This is a genomic window from Pseudomonas sp. TMB3-21 (genome assembly GCF_054898145.1).
In genome coordinates, this window is the sequence record NZ_CM142718.1 from 4421878 (window position 1) to 4448180 (window position 26303).

At 59.2% G+C, this 26303-nt stretch carries 19 protein-coding genes and 1 pseudogene; 9 read left to right on the forward strand and 11 right to left on the reverse strand.

Annotated elements, in window-relative coordinates:
• Window positions 1-38: 38 nt before the first annotated feature.
• Complete coding sequence (locus ACYZTS_RS20145) at window positions 39-1958, forward strand: tyrosine-protein phosphatase (RefSeq protein WP_461991553.1); 1920 nt, start codon at window positions 39-41, stop codon at window positions 1956-1958.
• Window positions 1959-1997: 39 nt separating this feature from the next.
• Here ACYZTS_RS20145 and ACYZTS_RS20150 read toward each other — a convergent pair whose 3' ends face one another.
• Window positions 1998-2966, reverse strand: coding sequence for an AraC family transcriptional regulator (locus tag ACYZTS_RS20150; protein WP_461996491.1), 969 nt, complete (start codon window positions 2964-2966; stop codon window positions 1998-2000).
• Between the two features lie 309 nt (window positions 2967-3275).
• Here ACYZTS_RS20150 and ACYZTS_RS20155 point away from each other — a divergent pair, with 309 nt between their 5' ends.
• Window positions 3276-4388, forward strand: coding sequence for an endonuclease/exonuclease/phosphatase family protein (locus ACYZTS_RS20155; RefSeq protein WP_461991555.1), 1113 nt, complete (start codon window positions 3276-3278; stop codon window positions 4386-4388).
• A gap of 7 nt (window positions 4389-4395) precedes the next feature.
• On the opposite strand, the gene ACYZTS_RS20160 is transcribed toward ACYZTS_RS20155, so the two are convergent.
• Window positions 4396-5313 carry a LysR substrate-binding domain-containing protein gene (locus tag ACYZTS_RS20160; RefSeq protein ID WP_461996493.1) on the reverse strand — a complete coding sequence of 306 codons (918 nt, stop codon included), beginning with the start codon at window positions 5311-5313 and terminating at the stop codon, window positions 4396-4398.
• A gap of 189 nt (window positions 5314-5502) precedes the next feature.
• Here ACYZTS_RS20160 and ACYZTS_RS20165 point away from each other — a divergent pair, with 189 nt between their 5' ends.
• The 5 genes from ACYZTS_RS20165 (at window position 5503) to ACYZTS_RS20185 (ending at window position 10536) form a co-directional block, all read left to right on the forward strand.
• Window positions 5503-6252 (forward strand): SDR family NAD(P)-dependent oxidoreductase, encoded by a 750-nt coding sequence (locus tag ACYZTS_RS20165; protein WP_461991557.1) that lies wholly within the window; start codon window positions 5503-5505, stop codon window positions 6250-6252.
• A 97-nt stretch (window positions 6253-6349) separates the two neighbouring features.
• Window positions 6350-7654, forward strand: coding sequence for an MFS transporter (locus ACYZTS_RS20170; RefSeq protein WP_461991559.1), 1305 nt, complete (start codon window positions 6350-6352; stop codon window positions 7652-7654).
• Between the two features lie 18 nt (window positions 7655-7672).
• The gene (locus tag ACYZTS_RS20175) at window positions 7673-8521 is read left to right on the forward strand and encodes a transketolase (protein WP_028620278.1); all 849 of its coding nucleotides are present in this window, start codon (window positions 7673-7675) and stop codon (window positions 8519-8521) included.
• Entirely contained in the window at window positions 8518-9540 is a 1023-nt protein-coding gene (locus tag ACYZTS_RS20180) for a transketolase family protein (RefSeq protein WP_461991561.1), read from the forward strand. Before ACYZTS_RS20175 ends, ACYZTS_RS20180 begins: the two co-directional genes overlap by 4 nt.
• Before the next feature lie 51 nt (window positions 9541-9591).
• Entirely contained in the window at window positions 9592-10536 is a 945-nt protein-coding gene (locus ACYZTS_RS20185) for an alpha/beta hydrolase (protein ID WP_461991563.1), read from the forward strand.
• A 139-nt stretch (window positions 10537-10675) separates the two neighbouring features.
• Here ACYZTS_RS20185 and ACYZTS_RS20190 read toward each other — a convergent pair whose 3' ends face one another.
• Both ACYZTS_RS20190 and ACYZTS_RS20195 read right to left on the reverse strand, forming a co-directional pair.
• A complete protein-coding gene (locus ACYZTS_RS20190) occupies window positions 10676-10846 on the reverse strand; it encodes a hypothetical protein (RefSeq protein WP_161781269.1) in 171 nt (56 codons plus the stop codon).
• A gap of 3 nt (window positions 10847-10849) precedes the next feature.
• Window positions 10850-11257 (reverse strand): zeta toxin family protein, encoded by a 408-nt coding sequence (locus ACYZTS_RS20195; RefSeq protein ID WP_461991565.1) that lies wholly within the window; start codon window positions 11255-11257, stop codon window positions 10850-10852.
• 301 nt (window positions 11258-11558) lie between these two features.
• Here ACYZTS_RS20195 and ACYZTS_RS20200 point away from each other — a divergent pair, with 301 nt between their 5' ends.
• Window positions 11559-17174, forward strand: a complete 5616-nt coding sequence (locus ACYZTS_RS20200) for a putative Ig domain-containing protein (protein WP_461991567.1) — start codon at window positions 11559-11561, stop codon at window positions 17172-17174.
• A gap of 230 nt (window positions 17175-17404) precedes the next feature.
• Here the strand turns inward: ACYZTS_RS20200 and ACYZTS_RS20205 are convergent, their stop codons facing one another.
• From ACYZTS_RS20205 to ACYZTS_RS20215, 3 genes are read right to left on the reverse strand one after another with little or no spacing between them, the layout of a single operon-like run.
• Window positions 17405-18754 (reverse strand): TolC family outer membrane protein, encoded by a 1350-nt coding sequence (locus tag ACYZTS_RS20205; protein WP_461991569.1) that lies wholly within the window; start codon window positions 18752-18754, stop codon window positions 17405-17407.
• A 2-nt stretch (window positions 18755-18756) separates the two neighbouring features.
• The gene (locus ACYZTS_RS20210; protein WP_461991570.1) at window positions 18757-20121 is read right to left on the reverse strand and encodes an HlyD family type I secretion periplasmic adaptor subunit; all 1365 of its coding nucleotides are present in this window, start codon (window positions 20119-20121) and stop codon (window positions 18757-18759) included.
• The gene (locus tag ACYZTS_RS20215; protein WP_028620272.1) at window positions 20114-21835 is read right to left on the reverse strand and encodes a type I secretion system permease/ATPase; all 1722 of its coding nucleotides are present in this window, start codon (window positions 21833-21835) and stop codon (window positions 20114-20116) included. Before ACYZTS_RS20215 ends, ACYZTS_RS20210 begins: the two co-directional genes overlap by 8 nt.
• 655 nt (window positions 21836-22490) lie before the next feature.
• Between ACYZTS_RS20215 and nhaA the strand changes: the two genes are divergently transcribed.
• A complete protein-coding gene (gene nhaA, locus ACYZTS_RS20220; RefSeq protein ID WP_461991572.1) occupies window positions 22491-23864 on the forward strand; it encodes a Na+/H+ antiporter NhaA in 1374 nt (457 codons plus the stop codon).
• A 70-nt stretch (window positions 23865-23934) separates the two neighbouring features.
• Here the strand turns inward: nhaA and ACYZTS_RS20225 are convergent, their stop codons facing one another.
• The 4 genes and pseudogenes from ACYZTS_RS20225 to ACYZTS_RS20240 form a co-directional block, all read right to left on the reverse strand.
• The gene (locus ACYZTS_RS20225) at window positions 23935-24261 is read right to left on the reverse strand and encodes an AzlD domain-containing protein (RefSeq protein ID WP_461991574.1); all 327 of its coding nucleotides are present in this window, start codon (window positions 24259-24261) and stop codon (window positions 23935-23937) included.
• Complete coding sequence (locus ACYZTS_RS20230; protein ID WP_461991576.1) at window positions 24258-24992, reverse strand: AzlC family ABC transporter permease; 735 nt, start codon at window positions 24990-24992, stop codon at window positions 24258-24260. Before ACYZTS_RS20230 ends, ACYZTS_RS20225 begins: the two co-directional genes overlap by 4 nt.
• Before the next feature lie 94 nt (window positions 24993-25086).
• A pseudogene (locus ACYZTS_RS20235) lies at window positions 25087-25194 on the reverse strand (proline racemase family protein); the annotation flags it as partial.
• A 70-nt stretch (window positions 25195-25264) separates the two neighbouring features.
• Window positions 25265-26047, reverse strand: a complete 783-nt coding sequence (locus ACYZTS_RS20240; RefSeq protein WP_461991578.1) for an SDR family NAD(P)-dependent oxidoreductase — start codon at window positions 26045-26047, stop codon at window positions 25265-25267.
• Window positions 26048-26303 lie beyond the last annotated feature (256 nt).

Sequence of the window (26303 nt, forward strand, 5' to 3'; positions counted from 1 at the left end):
CAGTAGCCAGCCCAACGCTAATCTTATGAGGCTGCATCGTGTTTCAACGTCTTGTGTGTTCGCTGTCTGTTCTGAGCCTGTCCATTGCCGCTGCCCATGCTGCCGAGTCTGTTCCTTTCGATACGCCGCGCCTGCAAGGCATCGATAACTTTCGTGATGTCGCCGGCATTACCACCGCGTACTCCACTACCCACGACGGCACCCTGCGCAGTGGCGTGTTCTACCGCTCTAACGCGCTGACCCCGTCGGCGTCGGACCTGGCGACCCTGAACAACCTCGGCATCAAAGCGATCTATGACCTGCGCACCCCAAGCGAAATCGCCGATACGCCGGACACCCCGCTGGCCGGTGCGAACTGGCAAAACATCGACATCATCGGCAGCACCACCTCCGGCGCAGACATCACCAGCATCTCGTTCACCAGCGCTGCCGACGCCGTCGCCATGATGGAGCAGACCAACCGCGCCTTCGTCAGCGATGCAGGGATGCGCAGTCAGTTCGGCAAACTGTTCAATGAACTCGCCAGTGTCGACGCTGCGCAGTTGTTCCACTGCACCGCCGGCAAAGACCGCACCGGCTGGACCGCCGCCGTGTTGCAGAGCATTGCCGGCGTCGACGACGCGACGATCATGGCCAACTACCTGGCGAGCAACGATTACACCGCCGCCCGCATCGCCGCCACGTTGAAAGCGATGCCAGCCAGCATGGCCTCGGTTTACGCGCCTCTGCTGGGCGTTCAGGCCAGCTATTTACAGGCCGGTCTCGATGAAGTCACGGCCGAGTACGGCAGCATGGACAACTACCTCAAACAAGGCCTCGGCCTGTCGCAGGAAACCATCTATGTGCTGCGCGGCAAACTGGTCGAGTACAACAGCTTGCCGGGTCAGGCCGTCCTGATGGACAACGCCGCCGCCGGCGCGCGACTGCTGCAGCAATTGCAGAACAGCGAACTGTCCGGCACTTACAGCGCCTACAACTATTACCTGCAATCGGCCATCGACGCCGGCACACTTGGCGGCGTCGAATCCGAGGTCGGTGGTCAGGTTCACGCCGACGCGGCCAGCTATCTGTTGCGCCAGAACGCGATGATCGAACAAGCCGCCGCACCGTTCGCCAGCGGCACCGACCTGCAAGTCGGCCAATACCGCTTGTGGACCACTGCACTCGCCGGTTACCTGGGCACCGATGGCTCGTCGCATGCCCAAAGCAGCAACGAACACAGCCAGGGCCTGATGGTCGGCGTCACCTGGCGCTACTCCGAACAACTCTCCACCCGCGGCGGATTCGGCTACAGCAAAGGCAGCGTTGGCGGCGCAGGCGGCGAAGCCGATACCGATTTGACCTTCTTCAACGTCGGCGCCCGCTACGGCTTCACCAGCCTGGACCGCGGCCTGTTCGTCGACGCCAACGCCAGCGCCGGCTATATCGACTACGACAGCAAACGTGACCTCGGCGGCGGCCTCGGCACCGCCAAGGGCGACACCCACGGCAACCTCACCGGCGGGACATTGGCATTGGGCTACCGCGTGCCGGTCAACGGCATGACCCTGGAACCGAGCCTCGGCTTGCGCGTCAGCCATCTTGACCTGAAGGGTTACAACGAAAAAGGCAGCGAACTCGCTCTCGACATCGACGACAACAATGAAACCCGCCGCAGCGCCGTCGCCAACCTCAACGTCGCCTTCGCCCCGGTGCCGATGGGCAACTGGCAACTGGTACCGGGTTTGCAAGTGGGTTACGAGCGGACGCTGGGTAACAGCGAAGTCGACAGCCAGGGCCACCTGCTTGGCCTCGACATCGAACAACGTGCCGCCTTCGACAACCGCGATCAATTCACCGGCGGCGTCAACGTCATGGCCAGCCTTGGCGCCTTGAGCCTTGGCGCCGAACTGGGCGCCAACGGCGGCGGCGATAGCCACGGCTTCAACGGCGGCCTGAAAGCCAGCTACGCGTTCTAAACGATGGGGTTCCGGCCACTCATGAGGGTGGCCGGGCACTCAGCGCGATTTCAGATCCGCAGGACTGACGCCATAAGCCTTCTGAAAATACTGACAAAACCGCCCGACGTTGCTGAATCCGAAGCGCGATGCCACCTCAGTCACCGACACCGAATATGGCTGCGCGAGCGCCTCATAAGCCCGCTCCAGCCGCACCTGGCGCTGATACGCGACAATCGAAGTCCCGACAAACCGCCGAAACCCCTCCTGCAGCGCCCGTTGACTGACATTGCTCAACCGCGCGAGCTCCACACCACTGACTAACTGCTGCGGATGCGCCCGAATAAACTCAATCGCCAACCTCACATGCCGGGGAGCAATCTGCGGCGCCGGCTGGCGCAGTGCTTCAGTGAAATTGTGCGGCCACGCCTCCAGTACTGCATCAATTAACATCTCGCGCAGGCGTGACGGCATCAATGTCCCGCTGTTGATCAGCACATCGAACTCAGTGCCTGTGGCCAGATCAATCAACGCCTTGATCCCCTGAAAAGCCGCCGTGTTCAGATCCACCCTCGGCTCGAAGTGCAATTTCTGCACAATCGGTTTGCCCAGAAGCGTCGACAAGCGCTCAGTGAGTTGATGGCGATTCACCGAAATCCCGTGGTGCGCGTGATCGTCGCAGAAACGCATCGAGCGGATATCAGCCTTGTCGATGGCCAGACCGATGTGGGAAACACCGATGGATTCGCAGGAATGGTTGAACAGGATCGCCCCGGCCGTGGGGATGACGAACGTGATCTCGTCCTGTGGGGCCGGGAAGGTAACGGTGAAATCGCCGTGGTAGTGCATGCGCCGGAAACTGACGCCGTCGTGCCTGCCGTAAACGCCGCCGATGATGATGTTGGAGGGTGGCGGCGGCGTGTCGCTGTAGCGGTCGCCGAACAGTTTTGAGAACAGAGCACCGAAGTCATCGGAACGCAGGTTGTCGGAGCGCAGAATGATTTGTTGGCGGGTTGGCGTGGAGAACAACTTGAATGGCACCTTGGTTGAGGGCTCTTGGATAAAGCGGAGACTGACGTGACCCCATCGCGAGCAGGCTCACTCCTACAGGGTTTCGATTGGCCTGGATAACGTGGGCAGCGGTAAACCCGTGGGAGCAAAGCTTGCTCGCGATAGCGGTGTGTCGGTCAGTGAGCAGGCGCTAGGGAAGTTAGCAAGTGCGGGTGACAGGTGTGTGACGGGGCTTGCGGAGTGTTGTTCATCTCAACGTCATCACCCCATGGAAAGCTGGTCTCCACTCAAGAACTGCAGGGCGCCAATTAAACCTGAGGAACGCAAATGAGACTGGCCACCTACAACGTCGAAAACCTGTTCAATCGCGCCAAAGCCATGAATCTTGAGGGATGGGCGGAAGGCAAGCCCACCCTGGAGCGCTTCGCGAAACTCAACGGCTTGCTGGGGCAAGGTGCCTATTCTGCAGCAGACAAACGAAGCATGGTCCGTTTGCTGGATGAGCTGGGACTTCACCGCTCAGACCGCGGGCCTTTCGTCCAGCTTCGGCAAAATCGCGGCAGCCTGGTAAAACGGTCGCGCAACGGCGAAATAACAATTGTTGCCAATGGACGATCCGATTGGGTCGGTTCGCTGGAGTTGATCCAGGCGCCTGTTGACGAGGAAGCCATGCGCAACACGGCCAGGGTCATGATCGATCTGAAGGCCGACGTCCTGGCCGTAGTGGAAGCGGAAAGCAGACCGGCGCTACGTGATTTCAACACCGAGATTATCGGTGGATTGGGCGGCGCTCCGTTCAGCCACGTGATGTTGATCGACGGGAATGACGAGCGCGGCATTGATGTCGGCGTGGCCACACGCGCAGGCTTTCCCATCGGAACCATGCGCAGCCACGTGGATGATCGTGTAGACGGCGGACCGCCGATATTTTCCAGGGATTGCCCAGAGTTTTATCTGACAATGCCCTCGGGTCTGCGATTGGTGCTGTTAGTCAATCACTTCAAAAGCAAAGGCTACGGCAGCCTCGCTGACTCGGCCAAACGAAGATTGGCTCAGGCCAGCCGAGTGAAGGAAATCTACGACTCGCTGATCGAGCAAGGTGAACTCTATGTCGCCGTTGTGGGTGACTTCAACGACACGCCGGATAGCGACGCATTAAAGCCGCTCCTTGAAGATACGACGCTGAAGGACGCGTTCACTCACGAACGTTTTGATGACGGTGGTTATCCCGGAACATATGGATCGTGCACTGCCGCCAATAAGATTGATTATTTGCTGCTGTCGCCGGAGCTTTTTCTTAAAGTGAACGCTGGCGGGGTTTTCCGCAAAGGGATGTGGCCGGGTTCAAGGCCAGTACGTTGGGAGGTTTACCCCGAGCTGACCAGGAAAGAAAACGCCGGCTCTGACCATGCTGCCGTGTGGGTCGATCTGAACATCTAAGCGATGATCAAAATACGAAGCTATGCCCCAACTCTCCCTCCATCCACTGCAAAAATCGCCTGACTCGAGGAAAGCTGGAGTGTGCTTTTGGAAAAACCAGATGATGCGCGGCTACCGGTGAACTCAATGCTTGCGGCGCGACCTCGACCAACGCACCGCTAGCCAGATACTTGTGCGCCAGCAGTGCACTTTCCAAAGCGAATCCCAAGCCGTGGCTCGCCGCTTCGAGGGTCATGTACGACCGATCGAAGCTGAGTGCATAAGGGTTCTCCGGTCGTGCCAGGCCATGCTGCGCAAACCATTCTGGCCACTTGAGCAGGGTCGCCTCTGACAGAATCAGATCCTGTACCAGGAGATCCGCTGCGCTATTGATGGGGCAACGCGCGAGTAGCTTCGGGGACGCCAGCACAGCGAAGGTTTCATTACGCACAGTGCGAACCTCATAGCTGGGCCAGTTAGGTCGTCCGTGGCGAATATCGACGTCGATCTTGTCCCGGCTGAAATGCAGCGACTCGTACGAGCACGAGAGGTTTATCTGGATATCCGGATTACTGATCCGGAAAGCCTCAAGCCTGGGCATGAGCCAGAGCAGTCCGAAACTGGGGGATGAATGAAGCCTCAGGCAATCGAGACTGACGTCACTGGCTGCACGCTCCGTCGCCACCTCCAGGCTTTGCAACAGCCCGGAGATGTCCTTCAGGTACTGCTCGCCCACCGGCGTCAACGTCACCCCGCGCGCAGCCCTGACGAACAACTGTCGACCGATCATGACTTCCAGTTTGGCCAACTGGTGGCTAATGGCAGATGGCGTGAGGTCAAGCACCTCAGCCGCTCGGGCGAGGTTGCCAAAACGGGCCGTTTGCTCGAAGGCTTGAATTGCTCTCAGCGGTGGGAGGTTGGATGGAGTGTGATCGTCTTGGCGCATCAGTGCTCTGCCTATTGTTTTTGGTCGCTGGGGGACAGATTCATTCAACCATTAGTCATTTGGAATGACGAGAGGTGAATTTTATTCATCTAGCAGTGACGTTTGCGTTATTGCTCAGCATGCCGTCCACGGACACTCTGAATCATCGATCACTGAATCGAACCATAAAAACAATCAGAGGTAACCCGCATGCTTCTTCAAGGTAAAGTCGCCATCATCACTGGCGCAGCTTCGGAACGTGGCATTGGCCGCGCCACTGCCGTCACCTTCGCCAAACATGGCGCTCAAGTAGTCATTCTGGATCTCGACGAAGCCGCTGCACGAGACGCAGCTGTCGCCCTTGGCGAGGGCCATCTGGGGCTTGCCGCCAACGTTGCCGACGAAACGCAGGTCAAAGCGGCTGTCGCTAAAGTCATCGAGCGATTCGGTCGTATCGACATACTCATCAACAACGCCGGCATCACGCAGCCCATCAAGACCCTGGATATCCGTCCTGCCGACTACGACACTGTGCTGGATGTCAGTCTGCGCGGCACTTTGCTGATGTCACAAGCCGTGATTCCCACCATGCGTACGCAGTCATCCGGCAGCATCGTGTGCATGTCGTCTGTCTCAGCCCAGCGCGGCGGCGGCATTTTCGGCGGGCCACACTACAGCGCTGCGAAAGCGGGTGTGCTCGGACTCGGCAAAGCAATGGCCCGGGAATTCGGTGCTGACAACATCCGGGTGAACTCCATCACGCCTGGTTTGATACACACAGATATTACCGGTGGACTCATGCAGGATGAGCGCCGCCACGCCATCATCGAAAGCATCCCGCTCGGTCGCCTGGGCGCCGCTCAAGACGTTGCCAATGCCGCCCTGTTCCTCGCCAGCGACCTGTCCTCCTATCTCACCGGGATCACGCTGGATGTCAACGGCGGTATGTTGATCCACTGACCCCAAGTGGCGGGCCGTCATCGGCCCATTGAGTTCTGGATCGAAGGTACGTCGGGTTCATGCCGGGCGTTCTATAAAAACAAGAGATCAGACAATCATGATTACCACCACCATGACGCTTGACGCCGCCGCCTCGGTTCGGTCCAGCGCTTACCGTAAAACCGCCTGGCGCTTGATGCCTTTTTTGATGCTGTGCTACCTCTGCGCCTACCTCGACCGGGTAAACGTAGGGTTCGCCAAGCTCCAGATGATGAGTGATCTATCCCTCAGCGAGACCGTATACGGGCTGGGAGCAGGGGTATTTTTTCTTGGTTATTTCCTTTGCGAGGTGCCGAGTAATCTCATCCTTCACAAAGTCGGAGCCCGGCGCTGGATCGCCCGCATCATGATTTCGTGGGGCATTATTTCCGCCCTCTTCGCTTTCGTCGAAACCGCATGGCAGTTCTACACACTGCGTTTTCTGCTTGGCATCGCAGAGGCAGGCCTCGCGCCTGGCCTGCTGCTCTACCTCACTTACTGGTTCCCGTCCTATCGCCGCGCGAAGATGACGGTGCTGTGGTTCATCGCCATCCCGCTCTCCGGAATGATCGGCGGGCCTCTTTCTGGCTGGATCATGACGGAGTTCGCCGGCTATCAGGGTTGGGCTGGCTGGCAGTGGATGTTCGTTCTTGAAGCCATTCCAACTGTGATTGTCGGGCTGATGGTCCTTGCTTATCTAAAGGATGGCGTCCACCAGGCTACCTGGCTGACCGATGAAGAAAAGGAGCTCGTCAGCAAGGAACTGGCCGAGGACAACAGCCAAAAGGTCACTCACGCTTCAGTCGGAGAGTTCCTGCGAGATCGGCGCCTGTGGATTCTCGCCTGCATCTACTTTTGCGTGGTCATGGGCCAATACGCGATCACGTTCTGGTTGCCTACCCTGATCCGCAATGCCGGTGTTTCCGACACCATGCACATCGGTTTACTCACCAGCCTTCCGTACCTGTGCGCCATCGTGGCAATGGTATTGATGGGTCGTAGCGGGGACAAACACCAAGAGCGTCGCTGGCACCTGGTGGGCCCGATGATTGCGGGCGCCGTGGGCCTCACGTTGGCGGCGATGTTCGGAGGCAATCTGGTTCTATCGGTCTTGAGCCTGTGTCAGGCGGCGGCAGGTGTGCTTTCCGCCTCGTCACTTTTCTGGATGTTGCCCACCACGTTGCTCGGTGGAGTATCCGCTGCTGCGGGTATTGCCGGCATCAACAGCTTTGCCAATCTCGCGGGGTTCTGCTCGCCTTATCTGATTGGATGGATCACCACCACGACCGGCTCAAGCGCCATTGGCATGTATCTGATCACCGGTGTGCTGTGTCTCGGCGCCTGTTTGGTACTGCGCATTCCTGCCGCTTCGGTCAATCGTTGAGTTAACGGAGAATTCCCCATGACTGCCAATCCATCTCGCGCGTCGTCTACTACTTTAGTGCAGCGCGCCCACAACATTCGCCGCCACGCATTGCGCATGGGCCAGGTTCAGGGCCAAGGCTATGTCGGTCAGGCGCTAGGCGCAGCGGACTTGCTGGCCGTGTCGTACTTCCATGCCATGACCTACAAACCTGAAGACCCGGAGTGGGAAGATCGCGATCGCTTTTACCTCTCCATCGGCCACTACGCGATCGCGCTCTATGCCGCGTTGATTGAAGCTGAAATCGTGCCTCTGGACGAACTCGAAACATACGGTTCAGACGATAGCCGTCTGCCCATGTCTGGCATGGCCACCTACACACCGGGTATGGAGATCACCGGCGGATCGCTTGGCCAGGGACTGGGGATCGCGGTGGGTGCCTGCCTCGGCTTGAAGCGCAAAAAATCTGCGTCATTCGTTTATAACCTGCTGTCGGACGGCGAGCTGAATGAAGGCTCCACCTGGGAAGCCGTAATGTCGGCGTCCCACTGGAAACTCGACAACCTTATCGCCATCGTCGACGTCAACAATCAGCAAGCCGATGGGCGTTCCAGTGAAGTGCTGGCGTTTGAACCGATCGTTGATCGATGGCAAGCGTTCGGCTGGTTCACCCAACGAGTAGATGGCAACGACCTGGACGCATTGGTAAAGGCGTTCGATGCTGCCCGCAGCCATCCAGGTTCTCAGCCCAGAGTCATTATTTGCGACACCAAAATGGGCAAAGGCGTGCCATTTCTGGAAACACGTGAGAAGGCGCACTTCATCCGCGTGGATGAGCATGAATGGGATCTCGCCCTGAACAACCTCGAAGAGGGGAAAACTGTATGAGCACTACCAATAACAATACGGCTCAGGCGCCCGTGATCGTAAAGAAAAAGCTGACGACCTCCGCGATGATTGCGTCGATTGCTTCTGAAGGTCAGGCCACGAAATCCGCTCCATTTGGACATGCACTGGCTGCACTCGCCGATCAGCGATCAGACATCGTTGGCTTGTCCGCCGACCTGTCGAAATACACCGACTTGCACATTTTCGCCAAGGCCCATCCCGACCGCTTCTACCAGATGGGAATGGCCGAGCAATTGTTGATGAGTGCGGCAGCCGGGATGGCGCGGGAAGGATTTGTCCCCTTTGCCACGACCTATGCAGTGTTTGCCTCGCGTCGCGCCTATGACTTCATCTGCATGGCAATTGCTGAAGAGAACCTGAATGTCAAAATCGTCTGCGGCCTGCCGGGTCTGACCACAGGTTACGGCCCCAGCCATCAGGCAACCGACGATCTGGCGATCTTCCGCGCCATGCCCAATCTGATGATCGTCGATCCTTGCGATGCGCTGGAGATAGAACAGGCCGTACCTGCTATCGCCGCCCACCAAGGGCCGGTGTACATGCGCTTGTTGCGCGGCAACGTACCGTTGGTGCTCGACGAATACGGGTACAAGTTCGAAATTGGTAAAGCCAAGACATTGCGCACCGGTAATGATGTTTTGATCATCTCTACGGGCTTGATGACAATGCGCGCTTTAGAAGCCGCTAAAGAACTTCAGGCAGATGGCGTAGAGGTCGCAGTCCTGCACGTGCCCACTATCAAGCCTTTGGATGTGCAGACCATTCTCGCCGAGGCCCGCAAGCCGGGACGGTTGGTAATCACCGCAGAGAACCACTCCATCATTGGCGGATTGGGAGAAGCAGTGGCAACGGTATTACTGCGCAATGGCGTTACGCCGACATTCAGGCAAATCGCGCTACCGGATGCTTTCCTCGATGCAGGGGCGCTTCCAACGCTGCACGACCGCTACGGCATTTCTACTCAGGCCGTATGCGCGCAGGTCAAAGGCTGGTTATAAAAGTGTAAACCTGCAGGGGGTTATTCGGCCCCCTGCAAGGAGGAATGACAATTGGACGCTGCCAAGTTACTCGACCCTGAATACGCGCAATTTCTGGAAAAAAAGTCCAGCGAATGGACGCTCGCCCATCTTCCCGCCATTCGAAGCCGAATCAGCGCGGATTTTATCCCATCCAGGCCAGGGCGCTACGAACAGCGTTGGACAACGGACGCTCCCGGCGCTCCCGGGGTTCGTCTGTGCATTTACCGGCCCGATCAAACATCCGAAGCTCAATCACTGCCTGCCATTCTGTATCTGCACGGGGGAGGATTTGTTCTGGGTTGTCCAGAGATGGCCGACGACTACCTGGCCGACCTGGCTAATGAGATGAAAGCAGTGATCGTTGCGGTCGATTACAGGCTGGCTCCGGAACATCCCTTCCCTGTTCCGCTGGAAGATAGCTATACGGCCCTGAGCTGGCTTTTTCGTGAAAGTTACCGTCTTGGCCTTGATGCCAACAGAGTCGTCATTATGGGCCACAGTGCGGGCGGCGGACTTGCTGCGGCACTGGCGTTGCTCGTTCGAGAAAGGGCCCAGTATTCAGTCGCCGGTCTGGTACTGATTTATCCGATGCTCGATCACCGTACGGGCTCGGCGTTTGCTCCTGTCGATAACCCCACTACCGGAACGTTGAATTGGGGGCGGGAAGCCAACCGGTTTTGCTGGCAGTGCCTGCAAGGGTCATACGACTCTGACGACGCAAAAGCCTTCCTGTTTTCCGCGGCGCTTGCGCCAGATCTGCAGGGATTGCCGCGGAGTTTCATTTGCGTCGGAGCATTGGATTTGTTTTTGGAAGAGGACGTGGAATTCGCGTTGAAGCTTTCGCGTTCAGGCGTACCCGTAGAGCTTCATGTTTACCCTGGAGTACCGCATATGTTTGACCAATACCCGGGTTCAGTGACTGATCAATGCAGGCACGACGTGGCGGCCGCGCTTGGGAAAATGTGGGCAGCCTGATCGGTTCTCGCACGCTCTATTGGAAGTGCGCCATAACGAAAAAATGCTCCGTATCTTTCGATGCGGAGCATTTTTTATCGCCAGGCAGATTGCCAGATATCAAGCAGCCCGTCAGGTCGGGTTTGTTAAATGCAGAACGTCAGGCGCAGTGGCGTTCTCGTGCTTCCCTGATGCCCTTCGCCTCTTCGAGCACTTTGCGCTGGCTTTCAATGGCCTTCGAGGCTGCTGAAGTGTAAGCCGCACGCTTGTCTGATTCTGAGGCGTTTCTGAAGAAGTTTGAGAGAGGACTGGCGTCCGAAACGGGTTTCATGGGTCAAGCCTCCGCTAAAATTTGATTGAGCTTGTCCTGAGAGTATCGAATGGTGACGAGAGCATCAATTTTGCCGGCGTCAGCGTCCAGTTCGACGATCCTATTGGTGCCGTCCGTGTTCTTGACAATGACATCAATGCGGATCTGCAGCCTATATGTCCTTTTCAATTCCAGAACAGCTTCTTTGGCTGCAAACAACTGCCGAACAAATTCTGCCTTGGGGATGCTCCTGCCCTCGGTGAGCTCCCTGGCCTTCACAAATTCCCATGCGAGCAAAGGTTCCTGAAACACGTAAACGACAGCGACGAGGCGATTGTGCCGCAGCGAGCGCTCTACATTCTGTTTCGCCACGGCCAGGTTGGACAGTGTTCCATCAAGCAAAAATGACTGCCGCTGCCAGGTCATCTGCATTCGTTGTCACTTCAGCCTAACCCTCTCGGTGAACACCAGACACACGCCTGGTTTCGCATGCTAACGGCTTTGCAGAGTAGTTGCCGGGCCACCGGCGTGCCAAAGCATTGTCAGCGCTAAAAGCGTCAATAGACCGTTACTTTTTTGATACACCTCACTACCGTCTATCGGTTTTCACGTTTTTTTGACACTTTTGCCGATGCGCGGTCACAACTTTTTCTTCGCGGTGGGTCATAACACGGTGGTCGTCGATGGATTATTGGCGCATGTCGCGGTTTCAGCCTGTTACGGAGATAAGCTCATGATTTTTAACGTACAAGATTTTGGCGCCATGGGTGATGGCATCACAGACGATACCGCGGCGATCCAAAGTGCGATTGATGCGGCCGCCGCGGCAGGCGGTGGACAGGTGTATATGCCAACTGGCACCTACATCGTTTCAGGAGGCGAAGAACCTTCTGACGGCTGCCTCATGATCAAGAGCAACGTCTACATGTACGGCGACGGCATGGGCGAAACCAACGTCAAGGTGGCGGACGGCTCCGACACCAAGATCACCGGTGTCATCCGCTCTGCGTACGGCGAAGAAACCCATGACTTTGGTATCAGCAACCTCACCATCGACGGTAACCGCGACAACACCACCGGCAAGATCGACGGTTGGTTCAATGGCTACATTCCCGGTCAGGAAGGCTACGACTCCAACGTCACCCTCGACAGCGTCGAGATCAAGGATTGCTCCGGGTACGGCTTCGACCCCCACGAGCAGACCGTCAATATGGTCATCAAGAACAGCGTGGCCCACGGCAATGGCCTGGACGGCTTCGTCGCTGACTTCCTCAGCAACAGCACCTTCGAAAACAACGTTGCCTACGACAATGACCGCCACGGTTTCAACGTCGTCACCAGCACCCACGACTTCACCCTCACCAACAACGTCGCCTACAACAATGGCGGCAATGGCATCGTCGTGCAGCGCGGCAGTGAGGACATCGCTTCCCCCAGCAACATCACCATTACCGGTGGCGAGGTGTACGGCAACGGCGCTGAAGGCGTGCTGGTCAAGTTGTCCAGTGATGTGACCGTCAGCGGCGTTGATATCCATGACAACGGTAGCGCCGGGATCCGTATCTACGGCAGCAACCACGTCGAAGTCACCGACAACACGCTCAATAACAATTCCCTGGCCAACCCTGTGCCGGAAATCATCATCCAGGCCTACGACGACACCCTGGGTGTATCCGGCAAGTACTTCAACGGCAGCGACAACACCATTCAGGGCAACATCATCAGCGGCAGCAACCTGTCGACCTACGGCGTTGCAGAACGCAACGAAGACGGCGTCGATCGCAACGCGATCATTGGCAATACCATCAGCAACACCAGCAAGGGCGCCACGCTGGTGTACGGCGACGGCAGCTACGTCAGCGCCACCATCCCGATGACTACCGTGCAAGGCACTGCGGGTAACGACAACCTGGTGGGCAGCGCCGCCAGTGAAATTTTTTATGGTGCGGCCGGCAACGACACGATCAATGGCGGAGCCGGGAACGACATTCTGGTGGGCGGCGCAGGCGTCGATAAACTCACCGGAGGCGCTGGCGCCGATACGTTCCGGTTCGCCTCGCAGTCCGACAGTTACCGCAACGCGACCTCCAGCTTCGATGACACCATCACTGACTTCGACGTCACTCAAGACAAGATCGATCTCGCTGGCCTCGGCTTTACCGGCCTTGGCAATGGCCGCGGCGGCACCTTGCAGATCAGCTACAGCGCCAGCAACGACCGCACATACATCAAGGACTACGATGCCGATGCCAGCGGCAATCGCTTCGAGTTGATCCTGTCGGGCAACCTGACCAGCACCCTGACCGCGGACAACTTCATTTTCAATCGTGTGGTCACCGGCACAAGCGGTAACGACTCGCTGGCGGGCACTGATTCGGCGGACACTTTGCTTGGCCTCGCGGGCAACGACGGCCTTAATGGCGGCGCGGGCGACGACAAGCTCGACGGCGGCGCCGGCATGGATACCCTCACCGGCGGCGCTGGCGCGGACACCTTCGTGTTCTCCAGCCGCATGGACAGCTATCGCAATTACAACACTGGCGGCGCCAACCTCGGCGACCTGATCACAGACTTCAACATCGGCGCCGACAAGATCGACCTCTCCGCAATGGGTTTCACCGGTCTCGGTGACGGCAAAAACAACACGGTGTACCTGGTGGTCAACTCGGCCGGGACCAAGACGTACATCAAGTCGCTGGAAGCCGACGCCAATGGCAACCGCTTCGAAGTAGCGCTGGACGGCAATTACCTCAACACCTTGACCAGCGCCAATTTCGTCTTTGCCACGTCGCCAACCGTCAACCACGCACCCGTGGTGGCCTCCGCATTGCTGGACCAGAACGCGACCGAGAACACCCCGTTCAACTATGTGGTGCCGGCGACCAGCTTTACCGATTCGGATAACGATAGCCTCAGCTACACCGCGAAAATGGCCGACGGCAGCGCACTGCCCACGTGGCTGACGTTCGACGCCGCCACACGCACCTTCAGCGGCACGCCAAGCGACACGGCTTCGGGCACTTACTCGATTCAGGTGACGGCATCCGATGGCAGCAATGCCTCCGTGAGCGACAGCTTTACTCTGGCCGTGCAGGACGTTCCCGCGGGCCCCGCCGTGATCAATGGCACGCCGAACAACGACACGCTGACCGGCACCGCCGCCAACGAACAATTGTACGGTGGTGCGGGCAATGACACGCTAAATGGCGGCGCTGGCAACGACATCCTGGTCGGCGGCACTGGCGCGGACAAACTCACCGGTGGTTCGGGCGCCGATGTATTCCGCTACACCTCGAAACTCGACAGCTACCGCACCAGTTCCACCAGTGCCAGTGACCAGATTCTCGATTTCGACGCGGCCGCCGACAAGATCGATGTCTCCGCACTCGGCTACACCGGCCTGGGCAACGGCCAGAACGGCACGCTGCAAGTGACCTACAGCGCCTCGAGCAATCGCACCTACATCAAGGACCTGACTGCCGATGCCAACGGCAACCGCTTCGAAATGTCGTTGGCAGGGAATCTCGCAAACAGCCTGACGGCAAGTCATTTCGTCTTCGCTGACCAGAACCCGCCGAGCAACGTGGCGCCGGTGGTGGCCATTCCCCTCCTCGACCAGAACGCCACCGAAAGAACCCTGTTCAGTTACACCGTGACCCAAGACAGCTTCGCCGACGCCAACAAGGACACGCTGACCTTCAGCGCGACCCTGGCCGACGGCAGCCCTCTGCCCGCATGGTTGAGTTTCAATGCCAGCAACCTGACGTTCAGCGGCACGCCAACCAACACCGCGTCTGGCACCTATAGTGTTCTGCTCAAAGCTACCGATCCGTCCGGCGCGTCGGTCAGCGACAGCTTTGCGCTGGCAGTGGCCGACGCGCCAGCCAGCACCATCACCGGCACCAACAACGCCGACAGCCTCACCGGCACGGCGGGCGCCGACCTGATGCTCGGCCTCAACGGCAACGACACCATCAAAGCCGGTACCGGCGCGGACATCCTCGACGGCGGCGCCGGGCGCGATTCGCTCTACGGCGGCGACGGTGCGGATACCTTCCGCTATACAGACGTGCTCGACAGCTACCGCGACTATGACAGCGGCGGTGTCACGGCCACTGACACGATCTACGATTTCACCGCGGGTGTAGACAAGATCGACGTGTCGGCTCTGGGCTTCCTGGGTCTGGGCGATGGCAACAATGGCACGCTGTACATGACCCTCAACGCGGCCGGCGACAAGACTTACATCAAGTCCGCCGATGCCGACGCCGCGGGCAACCGCTTCGAGATCGCGCTCAACGGCAACTACCTCAACACCCTGACCGCTGATGATTTCGTCTTCGGCGAGCGCGCACAGCAGGACATCCTTTACCTGCCAACCCTCGGTCAATCCAATGCGCGCCTGATGCGCATGACCGAGGACGACGATCAGTCCGGCACATCGATGCTGGTCAAGGACCTGGACCGCTACACCGACTATGACGTGCGCAGCCAGTTCACCGATGCCGATGGTAACGGCATCGACATCGCCGTGGGCGGCAGCACGGTCAATGGCATGTCCACGCTGGGAGTCGAGGAACTCAAGTTGTGCTGGTGGCTGACCGACACCAACCAGCCGGGCCCTGCGCTGCTGCGTGCGGTAACGCTGCTGCAGGATCAGCTCAGCGAACTGAAATCCATCGATAACGTCACCATGGGCATCATCTGGGGCCAGGGCGAAGAAGCCGCCCAGGAGATTGCCCGCGCCACGAATAAACCGGCAGCGGCAGCGGAATACAAGGCGGCGACGCTGAAGGTGTTCGATTACCTGCATGCGCAGTTCGGCACTTTCAACGTGTACATGATGGAAACCGGTCACTACCAAGAGGACGCGGCGCGCGCCCGCGGCTACGCCGAGGACAAGATCGCCGCCATTGTCGAGGGCGTCGGCTATGTCCGCGCTGCGCAGGAAGCCATCGCCGCCGAACGTCCCGACGTAAAGCTGGCCGTGGACTACAACGACCTGCCCCTGCGCTACGAAGTCGATCCACTGGTGTATCCCGATGACGTCTGGCACTTGCACGAGGAATCGGCGGAAATCGTTGGCCAGCGCCTCGCTGATTACATCGCCGGCGACCTGGGCTTCCAGGGCAACCCCAACGACAACAACAGCGTGCAGGATATCTTCGACAACGCTCAGAACCAGGGCGGGCATATTTACGGGACGGACCAGGCGGATACGCTGGTCGGCAGTTCGGGCAACGACACGCTGAATGGCGACATGGGTGCCGACACCATGACGGGTGGCGATGGCAACGACGTCTACGTGGTAGACAATGCCTTCGACAGTGTGGTGGAAAGCAACGATTCGGCTTCGCAGATCGACACCGTGCAATCTTCGGTCAGCTGGACCCTGGGCGCCAACCTGGAAAACCTCGTGCTCAGTGGTGTATCGGACATCGAAGGTACCGGCAACGACCGACGCAACTTCATCACCGGTAATGCCGCCAATAACGTGCTCGATGGTGCGGCCGGCGCCGACAGCATGAGCGGTGGCGATGGCAACGACACTTACTATGTCGACAACGCCGACGATTCCGTGATCGAAACCAACAGCAACACGGTGCCTGGCGGGATCGACAGCGTACACAGCAGCCTCGCGGCGTACACGCTCGGCAGCAATGTGGAAAACCTGTATATCGATAGTGCTGGCGCTGCCAATGCCACTGGCAACTCGCTCAACAACACACTGTTCGCCGGTGCCGGCAACAACGTGCTGGACGGTCGCGATGGCAATGACACGGTGTCCTTCGATCGGGCATCGGCGGCAGTGACGGTCAACCTGTCGACATCGGCGCAGCAAAACACGGTGGGATCAGGGCTCGACACCTTGAAGTTTATCGAGAACGTGACAGGCAGCGCCTATGACGACACCCTGTCCGGCAACAGCGGCGCCAATATCCTCAACGGCGGTGCGGGCAACGACACACTGGTGGGCGGATCGGGCGATGATCGACTGATCGGCGGCTCCGGTACCGACACTCTCACTGGCGGCACGGGCGCGGATACCTACGCATTCGCGGCGCTGTCGGACATGAACGTCGGAGCCTTGCGCGATGTGATCAACGGGTTCAAGACCACCGAGAATGATCACCTGGATTTCTCCGGCCTCGACGCTAACCCGCTGACCGCCAACATCGACGCTTTCACTTTCATCGGCAGCAATGCCTTCGACGCCACTAATGCCACCGGCCAGATTCGCTTCGCCGACGGCATCCTCTACGGCAGCGTCAACGCCGACGCTACGCCAGACTTCGAAATACAACTGGTCGGCGTCAAGGAACTGCAGGCCGGCGACTTTACGGCGTGACCAGAGGTGGGAGCGAGGCAAGCTCGCTCCCACAGTGGGGATTTTCCGTGCATTCAAGAGGGAGGTTGACTACAAATCCAGTGTGGGAGCGAGCCTGCTCGCGATGAGGGTGGCACATTCAATATATATGTTGAATGACACACCGCATTCGCGAGCAGGCTCACTCCTACAATGTATCTGTTGCGTTCACAAAATCAGGCTCGCGCCTGCGAATTCAGGGCTTACCCACTTCAGAACAGGTCTTCCACCTGGTCGAGCACCGCGCGGTTCATCTGGCCGGTGTGGGTGTGCAGGCTGACGTAGCTTTGCAACATGTCGAGTTTGGTGTTGAGCAGGTCTCGACGTGCCTGGAACACGCGCTGCTGCGCATCAAGAATATCCACAGTGGAGCGCACGCCTCCCTGAAAACCTTTCTCGGTGGAGATCAGCGCCCGCTGGTTGGATTCCACCGCCCGTTGCATCGCCTTGCTTTTGGTAAATCCGGCAACAACGCCCAGGTAATCGGCCTCGATGTCTTCGGCCAATTGCTGGCGCTGCACGTCATAGTCGGACTGGGCGCCGGCCAGTTGCGCTTCAGCCTTGGCCACCGAGGCGCGTACTGCCCCGCCGCGATACAGCGGAATATCCAGCTGAACCCCGACGTAATAGGAATCCTGGCGCGGGTCGAGGTCCTGGTATTGACGGGTTTCCCGGCGGCTCAGCTGAGTAGTCAGCGACAACGTCGGATAATGCCCGGCGCGCTGGCTGTCGGCCTGGGCCTCGGCAACTTTCACCGTCGCCAGCCGGGCGGCCAGCTCGGGGCTGGCTTCGCGGGCAATCGCGGTCCAGTAAGGCAAGTCACGTTCCGGCGGGATCGGGTTACCTGCGGCGACTTCTTCGCGCATCGGCTGAATGTCATCGATAGGCACGTTGGAGCGACCGGACAATGCCCGCAACGCAGCCACGCGGCGGGCCTGGGCTTCCGCCTCCTGGGCATCGACCAGATCGAGTCGCGCCTGGGCCTCATCGATATCAGTGACTGCACCCTGCCCGCCCTCATATAGCTTTTTGCTCTGGGTCACCAAGCCGCTGATGGCCGCCTTTTGCTGGGCGATCAACTTGATTTCGTTCTCGGCCCGGGCAACGTCGAAATAGCCCTTGGCGACCCGGTCGAACAGGGCCTGTGTTGCGACATCGAACATCTGTGTGCCCAACCGGCCGCGCGCCTTGCCCTCTTGATACGCGGCCCAGCGCGCCTTGTCATAGAGCGGCTGCTGCGCCGCGAGCGTGATGTTGTTTGCCTGGTAGTCGTTGCTGTTGACGTAGCTGGTATCGTCGCCGCCGTCGGTGCGCCCGCCGTAGCCGTAGCGCGAGCTCAGCGACACTTGCGGATAGAGCCCGCCACGGCCGATCGCCTCTTCATGGGTCGACGCATCGAACGCATGGGCGGCCGACTGCACGGTCGGATCATTGAGGCGCGAGGCGTCGTAAGCAGCGGTCAGGCTCAAGCCGTTGTCGGCGGCCCAAACGGGACTGAGCGCGGCCCAACCCGTACACAAACCCAGCAACATGCCGGAGCGATAGCGACAACGGGCGGTCATGCTCATTCCTCTTTGAACGCTGCGAGCAAGCGCTCACGCAACGGTTTCATCAGGTAATTCATCAAAGTACGTTCCCCCGTTACCACGGTGACATCGGCGAGCATGCCCGGACGCACCAGCAGCCCGGCTGTCTGCAGCGAGGCGACGGTCTCAGCGGGGATTTCGACCTTGGCGGAAAAGTACGGTTGCTTCGTCTGCTCATCAATCAACTGGTCCGCCGACACCGTGGTCACCGTGCCAGTGACCGTCGGCGTATCGACCCGTTGCAGCGCTGTGAAATGCACATGCACCGGCAACCCCGGGCGCAATTTGTTCGCCATCAGTGGCTCGAATCGCGCCGTGATTGCCATTGGCGCATCCAGCGGTACCACCTGCATCAGCGTTTGACCGGCCTGCACCACGCCGCCGACCGTATGAATGCTCACGTCCATGACCTGCCCCGACACCGGAGCACGGATCGCCGCGTTGTCGACTTCAAACTGCAAGGCACGCATCTGATCGGCAAAACCCGCTGCCTCGGCAGAGACTTCGCTGAGCTGGGTTTCAGCATCGCGGCGAAACTCCTGCTGCGCCTGCAACGCCTTAAGACGGCTTTCGTTGATCGCCTGGCGCGTGCGCCCGACATCGCCGATCCCGGACGCAATCTGCCCGGCCAGTTGGGCGGCATTGCGCTCGGACTCGAAGAGTTTGTTGCGCGGGACGTAGCCCTCACGGGCCAAATCGCGCAGGCCTTCCAGCTCCTGCTGCTGGAAGCGCATCTGCGCATCGTAGTTGCGCTTGACGCCTTCGTAGCCCTGCAATTGCTGCTGCAATGCGGCGGCCGCGTGTTCGATGATCTGCAGGCGGCTGCCCAACTCTGCGCGGCGGGTCAGAAACAACTGGCTCTGCAATGCCATCGCGGCCTTCACGCGCGGCTCGGCGGCGCGTTCAGTCAGCTCCTCCGGCCATTGAATCTCGGCAGAACCCAGGCGCTCGGCAATCAACCGCGCCTCGACGGCGCGATCGTTTAGCAACTTGCCCCGGGTGACGTCCAGTTGCGACTGCGCCTGCACCGTATTGAGCTGCACCATCAACTGACCCTGAGTGACGCGATCACCATCGCCGGCCGACAGTTTTTCCACGACCCCGCCGACGAGCGATTGCACCGCCTTGCGTTCGCCGGCGACTACCACGGTGCCGCTGCCGACCACACCCTGGTCGAGCGGCGCCAGGAACGCCCAGAGCAGGAAGGCGCCGAGCGTCAGAATCAGGAAACCCATGCCGTAGCGTGCGGCGGCCCCGGCGTCAGAACTGGCGCGGGGTAGCGTTGTGGTGTCGCGCAGGTTCGGCATCGAATCGTGAGCAGCTGCTGGGGTTACATCACGCATCTTTTCCGGCCTCCCTGATCACTACCGCTTTTGGCGCGGGCATCAATGCCTTGAGCACCCGGTCCCGTGGACCGAAGGCTTGTTGAGTACCGTCCTTGAGCACCAGGATGTGATCGGCCACTGCCAGCACATTTGGCCGATGGGTGATCAGCACCACGGTGCTGCCCGCAGCCTTGAGCGCACTGATCGCCTGCACCAGTGCCAGCTCGCCTGCTTCATCCAGGTTCGAATTGGGCTCATCGAGCACGATCAGCGACGGGCGCCCGTAGAGCGCACGCGCCAGGCCGAGGCGCTGCTTCTGTCCACCGGACAGACCCAGCCCGCCGGGGCCCAGCGGCGTGTCGTAACCCTTGGGAAACCTCAGGATCATTTCGTGAATGCCGGCATGACGCCCGGCAGCGATGATCTTGTCGGCGTCCTGCTCGCCAAAACGGGCAATGTTGTCGGCCACGCTGCCGTCGAACAGTTCGATGTCCTGCGGCAGGTAGCCAAGGTGCGGACCCAGCGCGTCGTGGGACCATTGACTGATCTCGGCGTCGTCCAGACGCACTGAGCCGCCCATGGCCGGCCAGACCCCGACCAACGTCCGCGCCAGCGTTGATTTGCCGCTGGCGCTGGGGCCGACGACGGCGAGCACTTCACCTTTGGCCAGGCTGAAATTGATCCCGCGCAAAATCGGCTGCGCAGTGCCTGGCGGGCCGGCATACAGTTGCTCCAGACGCAACGCGCCGGTAGGCGCCGGCAACGGCATGCGCAGACGCTCGCGCGGGTGCTGATCGAGCAGTTGACTCAAGCGCTGGTAACTCTGGCGTCCAGAGGTGAATTGCTTCCACGAACCAATGGCGATTTCCACTGGCGCCAGAGCTCGCCCCAGCAACAGCGACATCGCAATCATCATGCCCGCCGATATTTGCCCCTCAAGTACCAGCAATGCCCCCAGACCGAGGGCCAGCGACTGCCCCGAGATACGCACGAAGCGGGTGGCCGACGTGATGCGTGCGCTGCGATCGCTGGCATGCGCCTGAGCGGCGATGATGCGTTGCTGCAGCAGGCTCCAGCGCTGGCGCAACGGGCCGAGCATGCCGAGGGCCTGAATCACTTCGGCATTTTGCAAGGTGCTGTTGACATAGATCGACGACTGCACGCCCAGCCGATTGGCCTCGCCCAGACGCGCGCGTGTTGCCAACTCGCCCCACAGCGCCAGGCCGACCAGCACCAGGGCGAGCACCAGCGTCAGCACGCCGAACCAGGGATGGAAGATGAACGCGACCACCAGGAAGATCGGCAACCAGGGCGCATCGAACAAGGCAATCAGGCCCTGGCCTGTGATCAACTGCCGCAGTGTCGCCAGATCGGTCAGCACTTGCGCCGGGTTGGCGTTGTGCTCACGCAGGCTGCGGGCGAACGCGGCGTCGAAAATCCGCTCGCCCAGGGCCTCGTCCAGCCCGGCGCTCATGCGAATCATCACCTCGCCGCGCACCCATTCGATCAAGGCACTGAACATGAACAGTCCCACCGCGATCAGGGTGAGCATCATCAGGGTGGTTTCATTGCGACTGGTAAGAACCCGGTCATACACCTGCATCATGTAGAGCGACGGCACCAGCACCAGCAGGTTGATCACACCACTGAACAGCGCCAGTGACCAGAACACCCGGCGATAGCTCAATAAAGCGGCATCAATGTCGTGACGAGGATCGAGAAGCAAACCCATAGAATGTTGCCCGCATAAGAAAATAATCGATCCAAGACGCAATCCATCGCGAGCGTTTTGCCCAAAGGCATTGGAGAAAACACTAAACGTAGCCTGACTTTTGCTATCGGAGACGATCCTAGTCCCCACAGGCGCCAGTTACTGACAGCCCAACCTCGGATTAGTGCCAGTCACACCAGCAGGTCGTGACGCGGATAACGTGCGGGTCGATTTGCCCCCCCGACCGGCCTTGCTCAACCAGCCTCCCAGCCATGCGCCTCCTCAATAAAGTGCAGCACTGCACAGGATCGCTCATCAATGCGCGATATCAGTGACAGCCGCTGCCACTGGCACTGCTCTGGAATGCATCGAGTTCACGCCCTATGGCGCTGTGTTTGCAACGATTCTGCCAAAGCTGTTTATTCCGTTCACGCACCCGACCGGCGGCCCAATGCTCTAATGACGACATCCAGGATCGGCCTGGCCGCACGGCCCCAGGCTGCGATGGCAAAACGCTATAAATCTACCCGTGTGATCGATAAGACGGCAAGCCTGATGGGCAAAACATTTGCGCCCAGGCCCGTACATTTCATACCATCGGGGCGGGTGCTCTGCTGCATGATGCGCAGGGCAGGTTAATCTCAAGCGTTGGTCGGGCCGCCAGCGGAGAATACCAGTGCCTGAAAATAAGCCCTTGCCTGTTTCTATCCCCCGCCCTCAAGTGCTTACAGAAAAAGCACTTGCAGCGTTTGAACGGTTTTCACACATCGAAGCTGTCAGCGGGATCGCGTTGCTGATTGCAGCCATTGTTGCCTTGGTGTGGGCGAACAGTTCTTTTGCCGAGAGCTACGAACACCTTTGGCATACGCAAATCACCATTGGTTATGGCGAGGCCAGCGTCTCGCGATCCCTTCATTTCCTCGTCAACGACGGCCTTATGACCATTTTCTTTCTGGTCGTTGGTGCGGAGATACGTCAGGAAATCCATGATGGCGCCCTGGCCAGCTTCAAGATGGCTCTCCTGCCAATGGGGGCGGCACTCGGTGGCGTGGTGGTTCCGGCGTTGATCTACATTGCGATTAACCATGGGACAGCCGCCAGTAACGGCTGGGCCGTGCCGACTGCAACGGATATCGCATTCGCTGTCGGCGTGCTTGCCTTGCTGGGCAAGTCGATCCCCGGAGGCGTGAGGGTATTGTTGCTGGCCTTGGCGATCATCGATGACATCGTGGCCATTCTGATCATCGCTGTGTTCTACACCGCGAGCCTGGACTACACGGGAATCGCCATCGCCTCAGGCGGTATTCTGCTGCTACTGATGTTCCAGCGAATGGGCCTGAGCCGGATGGCTCTTTATATATTGCCGGGTGCGATCATCTGGTACGGATTGCTGAAGACGGGCGTGCATCCGACACTGGCGGGTGTGCTTCTGGGGCTCATGAGCCCAGTGCGCTCAATGCCTATGACAGAACGACCACTGGATATGATCCAGAGAAATTTCCACGATTTGCTGGATAGATTCTCTGCCAAGGACACTCCCGACCAGTCAGTCGCCAAGCCACTGAAAGAGCTCCTTCAAGCGCAGCGGGAGATGCTTTCCCCGGTGCAGCGTATTCAAATGACACTTCATCCATGGGTAGCGTTCTGCATCATGCCGCTGTTCGCACTGGCCAACGCGGGTGTGAGCTTCGCAGGCGCGGACCTCGACAATGCACTTTCACAACATGTGTTCATCGCGGTGATGCTGGCGTTGGTTGTCGGCAAGCCAGTAGGGGTGATATTGGCGTCCTACGTGCTCGTCAAAATGAAAATGTGTGAGCTTCCCACCGGGGTGACCTGGCCTGGCATCGTCCTCGTCGGCCTGCTCGCCGGTATCGGCTTTACCATGTCGATCTTCATTGCGTCGCTGGCATTTGACGATGCAGCCCTGCTGGCTGCTGCAAAATTGAGCGTGCTATGCGCTTCCGCTGCTGCCGCGATAGTGGGCCTTGCTTGGGGTGCGTTACGGCGATCCGCCAAGCCTCAACAGGCGGAACTAAAGAGCGAATGAGCTCGGTGTGGGGTACTGTCCAGATCAGAAATGAGAGCATGATTTAGGAAGATCAAACCCCGATCGGCTTTCACGCAACCATGAGCTTGATACCCCACAGTGCTGCCATACCTGCAACAAGTGTCAGCACTGTGCTTCGAGTCTTCCAGGCCACCCAGGCAGCAATGATGGCTGCAGGTATCTGGGGGTTTTCGAACACAATTCCACCTTGGCCACCCGGATAGACCACCGCAGGTAACACCAACGCTGCCAGCACACTCGCCGGTACATACACCAACGCTCGACTCAGCAACGTGGGCATTCGAAAGCGACCATACAGCTCGACGAACGAAAGACGCATGACAAAAGTCCCGATGCCAACCGCCAGGAACATGCCCCACAAAGCCAGATCACTCATCGACTTTCCTCCTGATCGCCCAGGCGCGGCTCAGGTTTTTTTTTGCGGGCGCTTTCAGTCAGCAGGCCGGCAATAACGCCACCGATGGAAGCTGTCACCAAACCCAGGTTATAGGGCAGATCAACCGCCATCACGGCGATCAGCCCGCCAACGGTTGCAGCGACCAAGGTCGGCGCGCTGCGTATGTTGGGTACCAGCAACGCCAGAAATGAAAGCGGTACGGCGAAACTCAGGGACCACGTCTGCGGAATGCTTGCGCCCAGGGACACGCCGGCAATCACTGAAAGCTGCCAGGTCAGCCACATGGCACTGGCTGTACCGGCGTGAAAATGTGGGCCAAAGCGACCCAGTTCACCGGATGAAAACTTCAGGATGGACAGTGCATAGGACTGGTCGGACAGCATGTATGCCACTGGCCACGAGTAGCGACGGGGCAAGTGGTGCAGGTAGGGCGCCAGCGAAGCGCTGTACATCATGAAGCGCAAATTGATAATCAGGGCGGTGGCAATAATCGCGGCTGGCAATACTCCGTTTTGGAGAAGCTGCAGCGCGACCAACTGGGCGGAACCCGAATAAAAAAGCAACGTCATGCCGATGCTCATGCCGGGCGACATACCCATTTCGATCGCCAACACCCCGGTCACCAGGCCGAAGGGAATGACGCCGGGCATCAACGGAACCAGCGTGCGAACTCCTTGTACAAAAGCTTCTGTTCCCGTTCGGTAAGTCATGTTGCTCCCGTGACATCAGCCGCGCGCAAGTGATCACTCTGCACTGACCCAGCGCCTGATCGTGGACGGCTGAAGTTCGCTGTTCACTCCCGTTTCAGGCAAGCTGAAAACCATGCCGCAATGGATCTCTGTCGTCCATGAAAATCGTATGGTGACTGCTGGTCTACGCCCAGCCATTGATATTCGGCTGCATGCCGTCAAATCCTTACCTTCATCGTATTGGTCATGCGCTTCACCCATGCCGCACGCCTGTTGAAAGTTCGAAGAGACGATCAACTGCGCAACGACTTGTCCTCCATCAGACAATTGCCGCCATCGACCACCAGCAACTCGCCGGTGATGTAGCTCGCTTCGGGTGATGCAAGGAACGCGACCGCAGCGGCCACTTCTTCTGGTCGACCTGCCCTTTTGATTGGAGTGGCTTTCGCCGCCTCAACCTCTTCGAGCAGCGTTGATGCGGTGGCGATCCAGCCGGGGGCCACCGAATTGACCGTAATGCCCTGATGGGCAACTTCCAGCGCCAGGCTCATGTTCATCCCCACCATCGCAGCTTTTGCTGCACTGTAGGCAGACTGTCCCGGTGTACTCGCCCGCGTGCCAGTGGTCGAACTGACGTTGACGACGCGCCCGTACCCGCGGCTCTTCATGCCCGCCAGTACGCTTTGAGTTAACAGGAACGCCGTGGTCAGATTGCGCGCGATGGCCAGGTTCCAGGCTTCAAGGCTCATGTCCGCCAGTTCGTCGCAGGTTTCTGGACTGCCCTGCATCGTCATGCCAGCGTTGTTCACCAGAATGTCGATCCTCCCCCACTGCGCTTGCGCCCACGTCACCAACGCGCGCACCTCGTCTTCTTTGGTGAGATCTGCCGGCCGCCCTTGCGCCTCAAAACCCGCCGCGCGAAGTTCGGTGACACGTTCATCAATGCGCGAGCTACTGGCCGTCACGATCAACCGGACACCCTGTGCGCCAAGGCGCCGGGCTATGGCCATGCCGATGCCGTGTTCGCTGCCTGCTCCACTTATCAGGGCCACTTGACCCGACCAATCCACAACCATAGCGCTCGCTCCTTTGCATCAAGTCAATCTCAGCCCTTTACCCTGCCCCTCAGAAACGCTGTCTTGCGCAGCGGTTCGAGCGGTGGCGCATTCAACAGGATAGCCGCCGCAAACGCTACCGCTCTCCTCTGCCAGCGTGGAACATCGATGACTCCCGCTCCCTGTTGCGCAGTCAACAGAACACCGTGCGTGACCCGTTGCAGGAAGTCGGTATAGGCTCGTTAGCGGTCCTGCTCGCGACATCGGTGAGGTAATA